We start from the raw sequence: 16,403 nt of genomic DNA on the forward strand, positions 1-16,403 counted from the left end.
CTGAGATGACAGAGCGCCAGAAGGACCGTCCGTGGCTCATGCGGACGTACGCCGGCCACTCCACGGCCGAGGCGTCCAACGAGCTGTACCGCCGCAACCTCGCCAAGGGCCAGACGGGTCTGTCGGTCGCCTTCGACCTGCCGACCCAGACCGGCTACGACCCCGACCACATCCTCGCCCGCGGCGAGGTGGGCCGGGTCGGGGTCCCGGTCTCCCATCTGGGCGACATGCGGCGGCTGTTCCAGGACATACCCCTGGAGCAGATGAACACCTCGATGACGATCAACGCCACCGCCATGTGGCTGCTGGCGCTCTACCAGGTGGCCGCCGAGGAGCAGGGAGCGGACGTCTCCCAGCTCCAGGGCACCACCCAGAACGACATCGTCAAGGAGTACCTCTCGCGCGGGACGCACGTCTTCCCGCCCGGGCCGTCCCTCCGCCTGACGACGGACATGATCGCGTACACGGTCAACCACATCCCGAAGTGGAACCCGATCAACATCTGCAGCTACCACCTGCAGGAGGCCGGGGCCACCCCGGTCCAGGAGATCTCGTACGCGATGTCCACGGCGATCGCGGTCCTCGACTCGGTGCGCGACTCGGGCCAGGTGCCCGAGGAGCGCTTCGGCGAGGTCGTCGCCCGCATCTCCTTCTTCGTGAACGCGGGCGTCCGCTTCATCGAGGAGATGTGCAAGATGCGCGCCTTCGGCCGCATCTGGGACAAGGTCACCCGTGAGCGCTACGGCATCGAGAACGACAAGCAGCGCCGCTTCCGGTACGGCGTCCAGGTCAACTCGCTCGGTCTGACCGAGGCGCAGCCGGAGAACAACGTCCAGCGCATCGTGCTGGAGATGCTCGCGGTCACCCTCTCCAAGGACGCCCGCGCCCGCGCCGTGCAGCTGCCCGCCTGGAACGAGGCGCTGGGCCTGCCCCGGCCCTGGGACCAGCAGTGGTCGCTGCGCATCCAGCAGGTCCTCGCCCACGAGAGCGACCTGCTGGAGTACGAGGACATCTTCGCCGGTTCCCACGTCATCGAGGCCAAAGTCGACTCCCTGGTCGCCGACTGCCTGGCCGAGATCGACCGGATCCAGGAGATGGGCGGCGCCATGGCCGCCGTCGAGTCCGGGTACCTGAAGGGCGAGCTGGTCTCCTCGCACACCGAGCGGCGGGCGCGGATCGAGGCCGGCGAGGACAAGATCGTCGGTGTCAACTGCTTCCAGCAGACCGAGGAGAACCCGCTCACCTCCGACCTGGACGGCGCCATCATGACGGTCGACCCGGCAGTGGAGGCGCTCACCGTCGAGCGCATCGTCCGCTGGCGGGCGGAGCGTCAGGAGTCCTCGGACCGGCAGGGGAACGGCGATCCCTTCGTCTTCCCCACCACTCAGCAGGCCCTGGAGCGCCTCAAGGAGGCCGCGGCCGGCACCGAGAACCTGATGGAGGCCACCCTGGAGTGCGCCCGGGCCGGTGTCACCACGGGCGAGTGGTCGAGCGCGCTGCGCGAGGTGTTCGGCGAGTTCCGTGCCCCGACCGGGGTCTCCTCGGCCCCGGTCGCGGTCACCGCCGAGCCCGGCACCCCGATGCACGAGGTCCGCGAGAAGGTGGCCCGTACGGCCGACGAGCTCGGCTCGGGCCGGCTGCGCCTGCTGGTCGGCAAGCCGGGTCTGGACGGGCACTCCAACGGCGCCGAGCAGATCGCCGTCCGGGCCCGCGACGCCGGCTTCGAGGTGGTCTACCAGGGCATCAGGCTGACCCCGGAGGAGATCTCCTCCGCGGCGCTGGCCGAGGACGTGCACTGCGTGGGACTGTCCATCCTGTCCGGCTCGCACAGCGCTCTCGTCCCGGACGTCCTGGAGCGGCTCCGTCTGGCGGGGGCGGGCGACATCCCCGTCATCGTCGGCGGCATCATTCCGAACGCGGATGCCGTGGCGCTCAAGGCGGCCGGAGTCGCCGCCGTCTTCACCCCGAAGGACTTCGGCATCACGGAGATCATCGGACGTATCGTCGACGAGATCCGCAAAGCGAACAAGCTCGACCCCCTTCACGACACCGCACACCTTGCAAGCACGGAGGTCCCCGCATGACCACGCCTGTCCACCCGGTGAACCGTCTCCGCCCGCGTCGCTCCTGCCTCGCGGTCCCGGGTTCGAACCCGCGCTTCCTGGAGAAGGCCCAGGGCCTGCCGGCCGACCAGGTCTTCCTGGACCTGGAGGACGCCTGCGCGCCGCTCGCCAAGGAAGGCGCCCGCCACACGATCGTGGACGCGCTGAACAACGGCGACTGGACGGGCAAGACCCGTGTCGTGCGGGTCAACGACTGGACCACGCACTGGACGTACCGCGACGTCATCACGGTCGTCGAGGGCGCCGGCCAGAACCTCGACTGCATCATGCTGCCGAAGGTCCAGGACGCCCAGCAGGTCGTGGCGCTGGACCTGCTGCTGACGCAGATCGAGAAGACCATGGGCTTCGAGGTCGGCAAGATCGGCATCGAGGCGCAGATCGAGAACGCCAAGGGCCTGGTGAACGTCGACGAGATCGCCGCCGCCTCGCCCCGGCTGGAGACCATCATCTTCGGCCCGGCCGACTTCATGGCCTCCATCAACATGAAGTCCCTGGTCGTGGGCATGCAGCCGCCCGGCTACGGCGCGGACGCCTACCACTACATCCTGATGCGGATCCTGATGGCGGCCCGCATGCACAACCTCCAGGCGATCGACGGCCCCTTCCTCCAGATCCGCGACGTGGACGCCTACCGCGAGGTGGCGGGCCGGGCGGCGGCGCTGGGCTTCGACGGCAAGTGGGTGCTGCACCCGGGCCAGGTCGACGCGGCCAACGAGGTCTTCTCCCCCTCACAGGAGGACTACGACCACGCCGAGCTGATCCTCGACGCGTACGACTGGTGCACCTCGGAGGCCGGTGGCAAGAAGGGCTCCGCGATGCTCGGCGACGAGATGATCGACGAGGCCAGCCGCAAGATGGCCCTGGTCATCGCGGGCAAGGGCCGGGCGGCCGGCATGCAGCGCACCAGCAAGTTCGAGATCCCGGAGGCTTGAGACCCATGCAGTTCGGACGCACGTACGAAGAGTTCGAGGTCGGGGCGGTCTACAAGCACTGGCCCGGGAAGACGGTCACCGAGTACGACGACCACCTCTTCTGTCTGCTGACCATGAACCACCACCCGCTCCACATGGACAGCAATTACGCCGAGAACACCACCGACTTCGGCAAGAACGTGGTCGTGGGCAACTACATCTACTCGCTGCTGCTCGGCATGTCCGTGCCGGACGTCTCCGGGAAGGCCATCGCCAACCTGGAGATCGAGTCCCTGCGGCACGTGGCGCCGACCTTCCACGGCGACACCATCTACGGCGAGACCACGGTCCTCGACAAGACCCCGTCGAAGTCGAAGAACGACCGCGGCATCGTCTACGTCGAGACCAAGGGCTACAAGCAGGACGGCACCCTCGTCTGCGTCTTCCGGCGCAAGGTGATGGTCCCGACCGAGACGTACATCAAGGAGCGCGGCGGCGAGCAGCCCGGCCGCCCCCAGCTGAAGACCCAGGAGAAGTAGCCATGGCCCGACTCGCCCAGACCGCCGGGCTCACGGACGTCCAGCGGGAGATCCTGAAGACCGTCCGGGAGTTCGTCGACAAGGAGATCATCCCGGTCGCAACCGAGCTGGAGCACCGCGACGAGTACCCGCAGCAGATCGTCGACGGCCTCAAGGAGCTCGGCCTCTTCGGGCTGATGATCCCGGAGGAGTACGGCGGCCTGGGTGAGTCGCTTCTCACCTACGCCCTGTGCGTCGAGGAGATCGCGCGGGGCTGGATGTCCGTCTCGGGCATCATCAACACCCACTTCATCGTGGCGTACATGCTCAAGCAGCACGGCACGCAGGAGCAGAAAGACTACTTCCTTCCCCGGATGGCGCTGGGCGAGGTGCGCGGCGCGTTCTCGATGTCCGAGCCGGCGCTGGGCTCCGATGTGTCGGCCATCTCCTCGAAGGCGGTGAAGGACGGCGACGAGTACGTCCTGAACGGCCAGAAGATGTGGCTGACGAACGGCGGCAGCTCCACTCTGGTGGCCGTTCTCGTCCGAAGTGACGAAGGCCACCCCGAGGGCACGGCGCCCCACAAGTCGATGACGACCTTCCTCGTCGAGAAGGAGCCGGGCTTCGGTGAGGTCCGTCCCGGTCTGACCATCCCGGGCAAGATCGACAAGATGGGCTACAAGGGCGTCGACACGACCGAGCTCATCATGGACGGACTGCGCATTCCGGCCAATCGGGTCCTCGGAGGCCAGACGGGCCGAGGGTTTTACCAAATGATGGACGGGGTCGAGGTCGGCCGCGTGAACGTGGCGGCGCGTGGCTGTGGCGTCGCTCAGCGTGCTTTCGAGCTGGGTGTCTCCTATGCCCAGCAACGTCACACTTTCGGCAAGGCGATCGCCGAACACCAGGCCATCCAGTTCAAGCTGGCCGAGATGGCTACCAAGGTCGAAGCCGCCCATGCGATGATGGTCAATGCAGCGCGCAAAAAGGACTCCGGGGAACGAAACGACCTCGAAGCAGGGATGGCGAAGTACCTCGCCTCCGAGTACTGCAAGGAGGTGGTCGAGGACGCCTTCCGCATCCACGGCGGATACGGGTTCTCGAAGGAGTACGAGATCGAGCGTCTCTACCGGGAAGCTCCGATGCTGCTGATCGGTGAAGGTACCGCCGAGATCCAGAAAATGATCATCGGGCGACGCCTGCTCGAGGAGTACCGACTCCAGGGCTGAAAGTCCCTTTTGCGGCGAATCATCCATGGGTTCGTCGCGAAAGGGTCACTACCAGTCACTGGCCGACGGCCATCGACTCGGCTTCTGGCTTGCCCAGTTGTTGCGTGCAACCGATAGCATTCCAGTAAAGCCGCCGTCCCGTCCCCCTGTTTGCGGCGCGGCAATCACCCGCTACGAAGGTCATCCATGCCCCACAGCCAAACCTCTGCACCTCGCGACAGCCTCCTTGGCGTACGCCTCGCGCGCGGAGCATCGCCGTGGCTTCTGCCGACCGTCGCCACCGCGGCGCTCAGCCTCACCCGGGCCCGCAAGTCCGGACGCTGGGCCGCGGCGGCCGTGCCCGCCACCGCACTCGCCGCGGGCATGCTGTGGTTCTTCCGCGACCCCGAGCGTGAGATCGCTCAGGGCCGTGTCATCTCCCCCGCCGACGGTGTGGTGCAGAGCATCATGCCGTGGAAGGACGGACGGACCCGGGTCGCGATCTTCATGAGCCCGCTGAACGTCCACGTCAACCGCGCGCCCCTCGCGGGCACGGTGACGTCCGTGGAGCACATCCCCGGCGGATTCGTCCCGGCGTTCAACAAGGAGAGCGAGAACAACGAGCGCGTTGTCTGGCACTTCGACACCGAGCTCGGCGACATCGAGATGGTGCAGATCGCCGGCGCCGTCGCCCGTCGCATCGTCCCGTACCTGCCGGCCGGCACCAAGGTGGAGCAGGGCGAACGCATCGGTCTGATCCGCTTCGGCTCCCGCGTCGACATCTACCTCCCCGAGGGCGTCGAGGTCGCGGTCGAGGTCGGTCAGGCCACCACCGCGGGGGTGACACGAATTGACCGTGACTGACCCTGAGACTCCGGCCGCCGGCTGGGTGCCCGAACCTGCCGAGGAGGAGTCCGCCGAGGACGACATGCCGCTCTCGCTGCGGCTGTCGATAGCGGACACCCTCACCCTCGGCAACGCGACGTGCGGATTCATGGCGGTGTACTTCACCACCACCGGGATCCTCATCCCGCACCTCACCGGCAGTGGCGAGTCGGGCATGGCCCGTAACAGCGCCGCGACGGCGGTGATACTGATGCTGCTCGCCGCGGTCTTCGACCTCTTCGACGGGATCGTGGCCCGCAAGCTGCGCAGCTCGCCGATGGGTGCCGAGCTGGACAACCTGTCCGACCTGATCAGCTTCGGCCTGGCCCCGGCCTACTTCGTGCTCGTCTACGGCATGGTCGCCGTGGACGCGCACCAGAAGATGTCGGCGCTGGCCGCGATCGTGGTGCTGCTCGCCGTGGTGCTGCGACTCGCGAGATTCAGCTGCGTGACGATGAAGGACGGCGTGTTCCAGGGCATGCCGAGCCCCTTCGGCGCGCTGACGGTCGTCTCGATCGTGCTGCTGGAGCTGCCGTTCATCCCGACCCTGCTGGCGATCATCGGGGTGGCCTGGCTGATGGTGAGCCGGGTCGAGTACCCGAAGCCGCGGGGCGTTCTCGCCGTGGCGATGCTGTGCTGGATCATCGGCGCGATGGGGCTGCTGGCGGCCTGGGCGTTCGACGCCCCGGGCGGTCAGCTCCTGCTCCAGACCGGCTGCGCCCTGCAGATCGCGATGGCGGCGACCATTCCGCTGTTCGCGACGACCCGTCGCGCGAACACGTTCCGCCACAACAGGCGGGAAGCCCGAGCCGCGACGCTGCGCTGAGCTCAGCTGTGAAAGAAGGCCCCGGATGCCGATGGCGTCCGGGGCCTTCTCGTCATGGCAGCCGCGGGCCTGCTGCTGGGGCGGAGCCCCCGCCACGGCGCCGCGCCGGGCCCTAGGCTTGATGTCGGAAAACCGCCAGCCGGAGGCACTCGCACCCCGGATCCTGGAGTCATGCACACCGATACAGAGCGTTGCGTAAGGGCCGTGCAGTCGAAGGACGCCCGCTTCGACGGCTGGTTCTTCACCGCTGTGCTGACCACCCGGATCTACTGCCGGCCCAGCTGCCCCGCCGTACCGCCGAAGGTCGAGAACATGACCTTCCTGCCCAGCGCCGCCGCCTGCCAGCAGGCCGGGTTCCGGGCGTGCAAGCGGTGCCGGCCCGACACCAGCCCCGGCTCGCCGGAGTGGAACGCACGGGCCGACGCCGTCGCACGCGCGATGCGGCTGATCCAGGACGGGGTCGTCGACCGGGAAGGCGTACCGGGGCTCGCGACGAGGCTCGGGTACTCCACCCGCCAGGTGGAGCGGCAGCTCAACGCCGAGCTCGGGGCCGGTCCGCTCGCCCTGGCGAGGGCCCAGCGCGCGCAGACCGCCCGGCTGCTCGTCGAGACCTCCGAGCTCCCCATGGGCGACGTCGCCTTCGCGGCCGGGTTCTCCTCCATCCGGACCTTCAACGACACGGTCCGCGAGGTCTTCGCCCTGTCCCCGAGCGAGCTGCGGGAGCGGGCCGTGAAGGCCGGCCGCCACAAGAACGCCCCGCCCCGGATCCCGGGGACGATCAGCCTGCGGCTGCCGTTCCGGGCCCCCCTGAACCCCGACAACCTCTTCGGGCACCTCGCCGCGACCGCGGTCCCCGGCGTCGAGGAGTGGCGCGACGGCGCCTACCGGCGCACCCTGCGCCTCCCCCACGGCACCGGCGTGGTCGCCCTGACCCCGCAGCCCGACCACATCGGCTGCCGCCTCGCCCTGACCGACCTGCGCGACCTCACCATCGCCATCAGCCGCTGCCGCTGGATGCTCGACCTGGACGCCGACCCGGAGGCCGTCGACGAGCAGCTGCGCTCCGACCCGCTGCTGGCCCCGCTCGTGGACAAGGCCCCCGGGCGCCGGGTCCCCCGTACGGTCGACGCGCAGGAGTTCGCCGTACGGGCGGTCCTGGGCCAGCAGGTGTCCACCGCCGCGGCGCGTACGCACGCGGCCCGCCTGGTGACCGCGCACGGCGAGCGCGTCGAGGACCCGCTGGGCGGGCTGACGCACCTCTTCCCCTCCCCGCAGGCGCTCGCCGCACTGGACCCGGAGTCCCTGGCCCTGCCGCGCAGCCGCCGCACGACGCTGACCACCCTGGTCTCGGAGCTCGCGGACGGCTCGCTGCCACTCGGCTTCGACAGCGACTGGGAGGCGGCGCGGGCGCAGCTCTCGGCGCTGCCCGGCTTCGGCCCGTGGACCACCGAGATCATCGCGATGCGGGCGCTCGGCGATCCGGACGCGTTCCTGCCGTCCGATCTGGGGGTGCGGCGGGCGGCGCAGGGGCTCGGGCTGCCGGCCGGCCCCACCGCGCTGACCGTCCGCGCGGCCGCCTGGCGGCCGTGGCGCGCGTACGCCGTCCAGTACCTGTGGGCCACCGACGCCCACCCGATCAACCACCTGCCCGCCTGAGGAGCCACCATGCGAACCACCGTGAACAGCGGAAAGCAGCACGCCGTCGTCGACAGCCCCTACGGCCCGCTCACCCTGGTCGCCACGGACGGCGTCCTCAGCGGCCTCTACATGACGGAGCAGCGCCACCGGCCGGCCGAGGAGTCCTTCGGGGAGCGGGTGGCCGCGACCGAGGAGCCCTTCCCCGAAGTGGAGCGCCAGCTCGCCGCGTACTTCGCCGGGGAGCTCAGCGAGTTCGACCTGCCGCTGCGTCTGGAGGGCACCGATTTCCAGCGCAGCGTCTGGGACCAGCTCGTCCGGATCCCGTACGGCGAGACCTGGTCGTACGGGGAGCTCGCGGCCAAGCTGGGCAAGCCGAACGCCTCGCGCGCGGTGGGTCTGGCCAACGGCAAGAACCCGGTCGGCATCATCGTGCCGTGCCACCGGGTGATCGGCGCCTCGGGCGGCATGACGGGCTACGGCGGCGGGCTCGACCGGAAGGTGCGGCTGCTGGCCTTCGAGTCCGGGGAGCCCCTCCAGGACCGGTTGCTCTAGTCCCGGCCCGGCCCCGGTTCCGGTCCCGAGCCCCGTCCTGCCGGTGCCCGCTCCGCATGCGTACCCGGCGCAGCGGGCGTATGAAGGTAGGACCGCTACAAGATCGGAGTCGGCATGGACGACTACCCGCTTCTCAACATCTTCTGGACGATGTTGTGGCTGTTCCTGTGGATCATGTGGTTCTTCCTGCTCTTCAAGGTCATCACGGACCTGTTCCGTGACCACAGCCTCAGCGGCTGGGCGAAGGCGGGATGGCTCATCTTCGTGCTCCTGCTGCCGTTCCTCGGCGTGTTCGTCTACCTCATCGCCCGCGGCAGGAGCATGGGCGAGCGGGACATGAAGCAGGCCCAGGAGAACGAGGCCGCCTTCCGGGAGTACGTCCAGAAGGCGGCGGCCCCCGGCGGCGACGCGGCCGACCAGCTGCACAAGCTGTCCGCCCTCAAGGACAAGGGCGACATCACCCAGGAGGAGTTCAACCAGGCCAAGGCCAAGCTCCTGGCCTGACCGCCCCCTGGCGGGGTCAGACGACGAGGAGCGGGACCAGCAGGGCGAAGGCGGCGCCCGCCTCCACGGCGTAGCTGTAGAGCGAGGGGTGCTGGACGGGGGCGGCGAGCAGGACCACGCTCTGCTGGGCGGCCGCCGCCGCCACCCATTCGGTGTCGGCCCCCAGGTTTCCCTCGTACCAGCCCTCGCAGGAGCCGGGGCCGCTGACCACGAGCAGGTCGTCCTCGCGCCGGTACAGTGCCCGCCACTCGGTGGCGGGTACGGACCAGCCGTCGAAGTCCGTGAACCGCGCCCAGCCGCCTTCCCGGATCGCCGTGTCGAACAGCCAGACCGGCATCCCCTCCGGGGTCACCTCGCCGGCGGACTGCTGGTCGGTGGTGAAGTGGACCATGGGAAGGGCGTCGGGCCCGTCTGCGGTGCTGGGCCAGGCGTACATCGTGATCATCAGCTGATTCTGTCCTGCTCGAAGTAAGCCTCGTGTTACGAAGCGGCCGGTCGGCGGCCGTTCTCCAGTTCCACCGTGCCCTCGCCCGACTGCAGGACCCGGTAGGCCTCTTCGGTGCGCCGGCCGAGCGATCCGGGGAGGTGGGCGGCGAGTTCGGCGGGCTCGACCAGCCGCCAGGAGATCAGCTCCTCCTCCTGGAGCTTGATCGAGGCGAGCTGTCCGGCGTCGAGCACGCCGCCGTCGTAGACGTAGGCGACCAGCGGCGGGCGGTCGGCGCCGAGGGACCAGTCGACGGCGAGCAGCCGGCCGAGCGGGAGGTCGAGTCCGATCTCCTCGGCGCTCTCGCGGCGGGCGGCGGTGCGCGGCGACTCGCCCCCGTCCGACTCGACGGTGCCGCCCGGCAGGGTCCATCCCTCACGGTAGTTGGGCTCGACGAGCAGGACCCTGCCCTCGGCGTCCCGGTAGAGGGCGGCCGCGCCGGCCAGCACCCGGGGCAGGCTCGCGATGTACGTGGCGAAGTCATCCGTGGTGGTCACGCGGCCACCCTACCGAGATCACGCCCCGGAGCTGCCAGGCCCGTCCTCGCGGTCCCGGCCCTTGGACTCGGCGACGCGCCGCAGCCGCGGGTGGCGGTCGGGCCCCTGCTCGGTGACGGCGTCGCCGACCATGGCCCGGACGGCGTCCCGCGGCGGCGGAGGCGGTGTCGAAGGAGTCCTTGCCGAGGGCCGCCCAGGCGACGACGGCCAGCACGGCGTTCACGCCGACGGTGACGACGGTGTGGTCGGGTGCGCCGTCCATGGGGCCGCCGGAGTCCCCGTCCGAGGTGTCCGGACGTGGCTGTTCCAGTGATTCGGCGCTCATGCGGCCACACTATGCAGGCGTATATCCGCATTTAGGGGCATGGCACGCCGAGTGTGACCCAGGCCACTCATGGGCATAGGAGGATCCTCCGGATAAGCTCATGGCGGCGCGACTGCACTGTTCGATAGCAAGGGAATAGCAAGGTGACGGACGGAGCAGTAACTGAGGCCGCGCGCGTGCTCATCGCCGCGGACAAATTCAAGGGCTCGCTCACGGCCGTTCAGGTCGCGGAGCGGGTGACGGCCGGTCTTCGCTCGGCCGTACCGGGCGTGGAGATCGAGACCCTCCCCGTCGCGGACGGCGGCGACGGTACGGTCGCGGCCGCCGTGGCCGCCGGTTTCGAGCGCCGGGAGGTACGGGTCACCGGACCCCTCGGTGACCAGGTCACGGCCGCCTTCGCGCTGCGCGAGGGCACCGCGGTGGTCGAGATGGCGGAGGCCTCCGGGCTGCAGCTGCTGCCGGCGGGCACCTTCGCCCCGCTGACGGCGACCACGTACGGCTCGGGCGAGCTGCTGAAGGCCGCGCTGGACGCGGGCGCGCGCTCGATCGTCTTCGGTGTGGGCGGCAGTGCCACCACCGACGGCGGCGCCGGCATGCTGGCCGCGCTGGGCGCCGTGTTCCTGGATGCGAACGGCGAACCGGTCGGTCCGGGCGGCGGCGCGCTGGCCGACCTGGCCTCGGCCGACCTGTCCGGCGTCGACCCGCGCTTCGCGGACGTGGAATTCGTCCTCGCGAGCGACGTGGACAACCCGCTGACCGGCCCGAAGGGCGCGCCGGCGGTCTACGGCCCGCAGAAGGGCGCCTCGCCCGAGGACGTGGCGACGCTCGACGCGGCGCTCGCGCACTTCGCGGTGGTCCTGGAGAAGTCGATCGGCGCGAAGGCCGCCGAGTGCGCGGTGCTTCCGGGTGCGGGCGGCGCGGGCGGCATCGGCTACGGAGCCCTGCTGCTCGGTGCCACGTTCCGTCCCGGCATCGAGCTGATGCTGGAGGTGCTGGGCTTCGCCCCGGCCCTGGAGCGGGCCACGCTGGTCATCACCGGTGAGGGATCGCTGGACGAGCAGACCCTGCACGGCAAGGCCCCGGCGGGCGTCGCGGCCGCGGCGCGCGCGGCGGGCAAGCCGGTGGTGGCGGTCTGCGGCCGGCTGCTGCTGACCCAGGAGGCCCTGGAGGCGGCCGGCATCCGCAAGGCGTACCCGCTCACGGACCTGGAGCCCGACCCGGCGAAGTCCATCCCGAACGCGGGTCCCCTGCTGGAGCGGGTCGCGGCCGACATCGCCGCCGACGTCCTCTGACCCGGCCGCCTTCTTCGTAGCCTCGTCGGCGTTTGAGGCGTGGGGTCTGGGGCGACGCCCCGGGAATCCCGGCTCCGCCGGGCACCGGGCTCCGCCCGGACCCTCCCCCAGACTTCGTCCGGGGGGACCCCCACTCAAACGCCGGCGAGGCTGGAACGGCTACGCCGGGAGCAGCTGGGCCGTGGTCACCACGCGGGCGAAGCCGCCGCCCTGGAGGTTCACCGCGGTGGCGGTGGCGAGTTCGTCCGCCGTCAGGCTCAGGCCTCCCGGTCCGGCGAGGTCGAAGGTGTGGGTGGCGTCGAGCGGGACGAGTACGTCGTAGCCCAGGTTCCCCGCCATCCGGGCGGTGGTCTCGACGCACATGTTGGTCTGGATGCCGACCACCACCAGCTGGCCTGTGCCCTGGGCGGTGAGCCAGTCCGCCAGGTCCGGGGAGCCGTAGAAGGCGGAGTTCACGGTCTTGGTGACCACCAGGGACCCGTGGCGCCGCTTCTCGACCTGCTCCTTGAAGGCGTGGCCGGGGTGGTCCGCGGCCAGGACGGAGCCGGGTTGCACGGAGGCGTGCCGGACGAGGACCACCGGACGGCCGGCGGCCTGCCAGGCGTCCATCAGAGCGGCGATGTTGTCCTCGGCGGCCGGGTTGTTGCGGGGCCCCCAGAAGGACTCGTCGTCGAAGCCCTTCTGCACGTCGATGACCAGCAGGGCACTGTTCGGGGCGATCTCGATCGCGGTCTGTGTCATGGCTCCATGCTGTCCGCCGGGCCGTGCGCCCGACAGCGGCTGCGAGGTCCCGGACCGATGGGATCCTGCCAGGGTGGCAGTCATGCCTCTGCTGTCACACTGGCCCCATGCGCCGCGTCGCCATCGTCGTCCAGCCCGGTATCCGCAGCTTCGACCTCGCCGTCATCACCGAGGTCTGGGGCCCCGACCGCAGCCGCGCCGGGGTGCCGGAATTCGAGCTGCGCCGGTGCGCCGCCGAGCCCGGTCCGATCCCGCTGCCCGGCGGGCTGACCCTGGCCCCCGACCGGGGGCTCGACTGGCTGGCCTCGGCCGACCTGGTCGTCGTACCGGCCCTGGCCGAGCCGTCCGATCCGACGCCCGGGCCGGTCCTCGCGGCCCTGCGGGAGGTGCACGCCCGGGGCGTGCCGATCGCAGCCCTGTGCGCCGGAGCGTTCGTCCTTGCGGAGGCCGGGCTGCTGGAGGGCCGCCGGGCGGTCACCCACTGGTGGCTGGCGCCGCAGCTCGCCACCCGCTACCCGGGGGTCGTGGTCGAGGACGCCCCGCTCTACGTCGAGGACGGCGGGCTGTGGACCTCCGCCGGAGTGGCCTCCGGGATCGACCTCTGCCTGCACCTGGTCCGGGAGGCGCACGGCGCCGAGGCCGCCGCCGCCATCGCCCGCTCGATGGTGACGGGCCCCTTCCGCACCGGGGGCCACGCCCAGTACCTGGACCGGCCCGTGCCGGCCGCGGACCGGACCGCCGAAACGCTGGCCGCCGTACGGGAGCGGGCGCTGCGCTCCCTGCACGAGCCGCTGTCCGTGTCCACCATGGCCCGCTGGGCCGGCATGTCCCCGCGCTCCTTCGCCCGGCACTTCGCCGCGGCCACCGGCACCACCCCGCACCGCTGGCTCCTGGGCCACCGGCTGGACGCGGCCCGCAAGCTGCTGGAGCGCACCGACCATCCGGTGCCGGAGGTGGCCCGGCGGGCCGGTTTCGCCAGCGAGGTCACCTTCCGCCAGCACTTCACCTCGTACGTCGGCCTCGGCCCCCGCGCCTATCGAGCGGCCGCCGCCGCCCCCGCAGCCGCTCCAAACCCTCCGGACAGTGTTAGAAATGGCTCATGACCGGACGTAGTGGTCGCCAGCCGACCGGGTGGGGCTCGCGCCTGCGGGCACGCCTGTCCCTCGGGGCGCACAGCGTCGCCGGTCAGGTCTTCGCCCTCACGGCGGTGATCGTGGTGCTGCTGATCACCGCTGCCGCGCTGGCCCTCGTCTTCCAGGCCCGCTACGACAGTCAGCGCGACGCGCGCAACCGCTCGCTCGCCGCCGCCGAGGCCTTCGCGCACGCCCCCGGCCTCCCGGAGGCACTGCTGTCGCGGAATCCGACGGCCGTGCTCCAGCCCCTGGCCGAGGCCGCCCGCCAGAAGTCGGGGGTCGACTTCATCGCGGTGATGGACATCCGCGGGATCCGCTACACCGACTCACGGCCCGAGCTGATCGGCCAACGCGCCACCGACATCGCCCGCGCCGTCGCCGGGGAATCCTTCACCGAGACCTTCACGGGCGAGCCGAGCGACGCCGTCCGGGCCGTGGTCCCCGTACGGAACACCGAAGGCGCCGTCATCGGCCTGGTCGGCACCGGCATAGAGGTGGAGAACGTCTCCCATGCGGTCGAGGGGCAGCTGCCCCTCCTCCTGGGAGCCACGGCGGGCGGTCTGCTGCTCGGCACCGTCGGCGCCGCCCTGGTCAGCCGCCGGCTGCTGCACCAGACCCGGGGCCTGGGCGCCGCCGAGATGACCCGGATGAACGAACACCACGAGGCCGTTCTGCACGCCGTGCGCGAGGGCGTGCTCATCATCGGCAACGACCAGCGGCTCATCCTGGCCAACGACGAGGCCCGCAGGCTCCTCGATCTGCCCTCCGACGCCGAGGCACGCGGCGTCACCGACCTCGGCCTCGACCCCCGTACCACCGAGCTGCTCGCTTCCGGCCGGGTCGTGACGGACCACGTGCACCTGGCGGGCGACCGGCTGCTCGCGGTCAACGTACGGCCCACCAAGCCGTACGCGGGCCGGCCGGCCGGCCGCGTGGTGACCCTGCGCGACTCCACCGAGCTCGCCTCCCTCTCCGGACGGGCCGAGGTGGCACGCAGCCGGCTCCAGCTGCTGTACGACGCCGGTGTGCGGATCGGCTCCACGCTGGACGTGGTGCGGACCGCCGAGGAGCTGTCGGAGGTGGCCGTCCCCCGCTTCGCGGACTTCGTCACCGTGGAGCTGCTGGAACCGGTACTGCGCGGCGACGAGCCCTCGCCGGCCACCGGGGTCTACACCGAGATGCGCCGGGCGGCCATCACCGGCGTCCGCAGCGACTCACCGCTCCAGCCGGTCGGCGACGTCATCCGGTTCGCCGTGCCGACGGCCCCGATGGCGGCGGCCCTGGACGCCGGACACGCGGTGCTCGCGACCGATCTGAACACGGCCATGGGGTGGCGGGCCCAGGACTCGCAGGGCACCCGCGAGGCCCTCGACTACGGACTGCACTCGCTCATCTCCGTCCCCCTCCAGGCCCGCGGCGTGGTCCTGGGCATGGCCAACTTCTGGCGCGCGGACACCCCTGAGGCCTTCGACGAGGAGGACCTGTCCTTCGCGGAGGAGCTGGGGGCCCGGGCAGCCGTCTCCATCGACAATGCCCGCCGCTTCACCCGCGAGCACGCGACGGCCGTGGCCCTCCAGCGCAGCCTCCTGCCCCGGGTGCTGCCCGACCAGAGCGCCGTGGACGTGGCCTACCGCTACCTCCCGGCGAAGGCCGGGGTGGGCGGGGACTGGTTCGACGTGATCCAGCTGCCGGGGGCCCGGGTGGCGCTGGTCGTGGGCGATGTCGTCGGGCACGGGGTGCACGCCGCGGCCACCATGGGCCGGCTGCGGACCGCCGTGCACAACTTCTCCACCCTGGACCTGCCGCCCGACGAGCTCCTCGGACACCTGGACGAGCTGATCAACCGGATCGACCAGGACGAGGCCGGGGGCGGGGCGAACGGGAACGGCGCGGACGCCGGTGACCCCGACGGTGTGGCCGAGCCCGCCTCCGGCGTCACCGGCGCCACCTGCCTCTACGCGGTCTACGACCCGGCCTCCGGGCGGTGCCGGATGGCCAGCGCCGGGCATCCCGGGCCCGCGCTGATCCACCCCGACGGGCAGGTGGAGTTCCCCGAGCTGCCGGCCGGGATCCCGCTCGGGGTCGGCGGGATGCCCTTCGAGGCCGTCGACTTCCAGCTGCCCGAGGGGAGCCGGCTGGTGCTGTTCACCGACGGGCTGGTGGAGGACCGCGACCGGGACTTCGACACCGGTCTGCACCTGCTCGCCGACACGCTGTCGCGGCCCGGCCGCAGCCCCGAGCAGGCCTGCTCGGACGTGCTCGCCACGATGTTGTTCCCGGTGCCGAGCGACGACATCGCCCTCCTGATCGCCGACACCCGCCGGCTGGAGGCCGGCCGGATCGCCGAGTGGGAGGTGCCGGGCGAGCCCTCGGCCGTCTCCTGGGTGCGGAACGCGGGCTCGGCACAGCTCGTCGAGTGGGGCCTGGAGGACATCGCGTTCTCCGCCGAGCTGATCCTCAGCGAGCTGGTCACCAATGCGATCCGGTACGGGAGCGCGCCCGTCCGGGTCCGGCTGCTGCGCGACCGCACCCTCATCTGCGAGGTCTCCGACGGCAGCAGCACCTCGCCGCACCTGCGGTACGCGGCCACCACCGACGAGGGCGGGCGCGGGCTGTTCCTCGTCGCGCAGTACGCCGAGCGGTGGGGCACCCGCTACACCGACCGCGGGAAGGTCATCTGGGCCGAGCTGCCGCTGACCGGGGGCGGGGGGCCGCAGGAGCCGGGGCCGCTGGACCTGGAGGCCCTGGAGGACATGGCCTGGTGAC

The 16,403-nt window shown here is 71.1% G+C and carries 16 protein-coding genes; 12 read left to right on the top strand and 4 right to left on the bottom strand.

Features of this window, described 5'->3' with window-relative positions; genetic code table 11:
* Positions 1 to 5: 5 nt before the first annotated feature.
* The 9 genes from OG332_RS06820 to OG332_RS06860 all read left to right on the top strand — a co-directional run bounded on the left by OG332_RS06820 (position 6) and on the right by OG332_RS06860 (position 9,165).
* A complete protein-coding gene (locus OG332_RS06820) occupies positions 6 to 2,084 on the top strand; it encodes a protein meaA (RefSeq protein ID WP_327412600.1) in 2,079 nt (692 codons plus the stop codon).
* On the top strand, positions 2,081 to 3,055 hold the full coding sequence (locus tag OG332_RS06825) for an HpcH/HpaI aldolase/citrate lyase family protein (protein WP_249768874.1): 975 nt from the start codon (positions 2,081 to 2,083) through the stop codon (positions 3,053 to 3,055). Before OG332_RS06820 ends, OG332_RS06825 begins: the two co-directional genes overlap by 4 nt.
* A 5-nt stretch (positions 3,056 to 3,060) precedes the next feature.
* Entirely contained in the window at positions 3,061 to 3,573 is a 513-nt protein-coding gene (locus OG332_RS06830) for a MaoC family dehydratase (protein WP_030715386.1), read from the top strand.
* Between the two features lie 2 nt (positions 3,574 to 3,575).
* Positions 3,576 to 4,781: an acyl-CoA dehydrogenase family protein gene (locus OG332_RS06835; protein ID WP_327412601.1), complete on the top strand. Its 1,206-nt coding sequence runs from the start codon at positions 3,576 to 3,578 to the stop codon at positions 4,779 to 4,781.
* Between the two features lie 186 nt (positions 4,782 to 4,967).
* The gene (locus OG332_RS06840; RefSeq protein ID WP_030010161.1) at positions 4,968 to 5,624 is read left to right on the top strand and encodes a phosphatidylserine decarboxylase; all 657 of its coding nucleotides are present in this window, start codon (positions 4,968 to 4,970) and stop codon (positions 5,622 to 5,624) included.
* Positions 5,611 to 6,471, top strand: coding sequence for a CDP-diacylglycerol--serine O-phosphatidyltransferase (gene pssA, locus OG332_RS06845; protein ID WP_327412602.1), 861 nt, complete (start codon positions 5,611 to 5,613; stop codon positions 6,469 to 6,471). Before OG332_RS06840 ends, pssA begins: the two co-directional genes overlap by 14 nt.
* A gap of 171 nt (positions 6,472 to 6,642) precedes the next feature.
* Positions 6,643 to 8,127, top strand: a complete 1,485-nt coding sequence (locus OG332_RS06850; RefSeq protein ID WP_327412603.1) for an AlkA N-terminal domain-containing protein — start codon at positions 6,643 to 6,645, stop codon at positions 8,125 to 8,127.
* Between the two features lie 9 nt (positions 8,128 to 8,136).
* The gene (locus tag OG332_RS06855) at positions 8,137 to 8,661 is read left to right on the top strand and encodes a methylated-DNA--[protein]-cysteine S-methyltransferase (RefSeq protein ID WP_327412604.1); all 525 of its coding nucleotides are present in this window, start codon (positions 8,137 to 8,139) and stop codon (positions 8,659 to 8,661) included.
* Between the two features lie 114 nt (positions 8,662 to 8,775).
* The gene (locus OG332_RS06860; RefSeq protein ID WP_327412605.1) at positions 8,776 to 9,165 is read left to right on the top strand and encodes an SHOCT domain-containing protein; all 390 of its coding nucleotides are present in this window, start codon (positions 8,776 to 8,778) and stop codon (positions 9,163 to 9,165) included.
* A gap of 16 nt (positions 9,166 to 9,181) precedes the next feature.
* On the opposite strand, the gene OG332_RS06865 is transcribed toward OG332_RS06860, so the two are convergent.
* The 3 genes from OG332_RS06865 to OG332_RS06875 are packed head-to-tail and all read right to left on the bottom strand — an operon-like array spanning position 9,182 to position 10,471.
* A complete protein-coding gene (locus OG332_RS06865) occupies positions 9,182 to 9,610 on the bottom strand; it encodes a hypothetical protein (RefSeq protein WP_327412606.1) in 429 nt (142 codons plus the stop codon).
* 35 nt (positions 9,611 to 9,645) lie between these two features.
* Entirely contained in the window at positions 9,646 to 10,146 is a 501-nt protein-coding gene (locus OG332_RS06870) for an NUDIX hydrolase (RefSeq protein WP_327412607.1), read from the bottom strand.
* Entirely contained in the window at positions 10,130 to 10,471 is a 342-nt protein-coding gene (locus tag OG332_RS06875; RefSeq protein WP_327412608.1) for a hypothetical protein, read from the bottom strand. Before OG332_RS06875 ends, OG332_RS06870 begins: the two co-directional genes overlap by 17 nt.
* Positions 10,472 to 10,614: 143 nt before the next feature.
* Here OG332_RS06875 and OG332_RS06880 point away from each other — a divergent pair, with 143 nt between their 5' ends.
* Positions 10,615 to 11,763, top strand: coding sequence for a glycerate kinase (locus OG332_RS06880; RefSeq protein WP_327412609.1), 1,149 nt, complete (start codon positions 10,615 to 10,617; stop codon positions 11,761 to 11,763).
* 159 nt (positions 11,764 to 11,922) lie between these two features.
* On the opposite strand, the gene OG332_RS06885 is transcribed toward OG332_RS06880, so the two are convergent.
* Positions 11,923 to 12,504 carry a cysteine hydrolase family protein gene (locus tag OG332_RS06885; RefSeq protein ID WP_327412610.1) on the bottom strand — a complete coding sequence of 194 codons (582 nt, stop codon included), beginning with the start codon at positions 12,502 to 12,504 and terminating at the stop codon, positions 11,923 to 11,925.
* Positions 12,505 to 12,611: 107 nt separating this feature from the next.
* Between OG332_RS06885 and OG332_RS06890 the strand changes: the two genes are divergently transcribed.
* Both OG332_RS06890 and OG332_RS06895 read left to right on the top strand, forming a co-directional pair.
* Complete coding sequence (locus tag OG332_RS06890) at positions 12,612 to 13,607, top strand: GlxA family transcriptional regulator (protein ID WP_327412611.1); 996 nt, start codon at positions 12,612 to 12,614, stop codon at positions 13,605 to 13,607.
* Complete coding sequence (locus OG332_RS06895; RefSeq protein WP_327412612.1) at positions 13,604 to 16,402, top strand: SpoIIE family protein phosphatase; 2,799 nt, start codon at positions 13,604 to 13,606, stop codon at positions 16,400 to 16,402. Before OG332_RS06890 ends, OG332_RS06895 begins: the two co-directional genes overlap by 4 nt.
* Position 16,403: the final 1 nt, after the last annotated feature.

The sequence above is a fragment of the Streptomyces sp. NBC_01233 genome, from assembly GCF_035989305.1.
Taxonomy (GTDB): Bacteria; Actinomycetota; Actinomycetes; order Streptomycetales; family Streptomycetaceae; genus Streptomyces.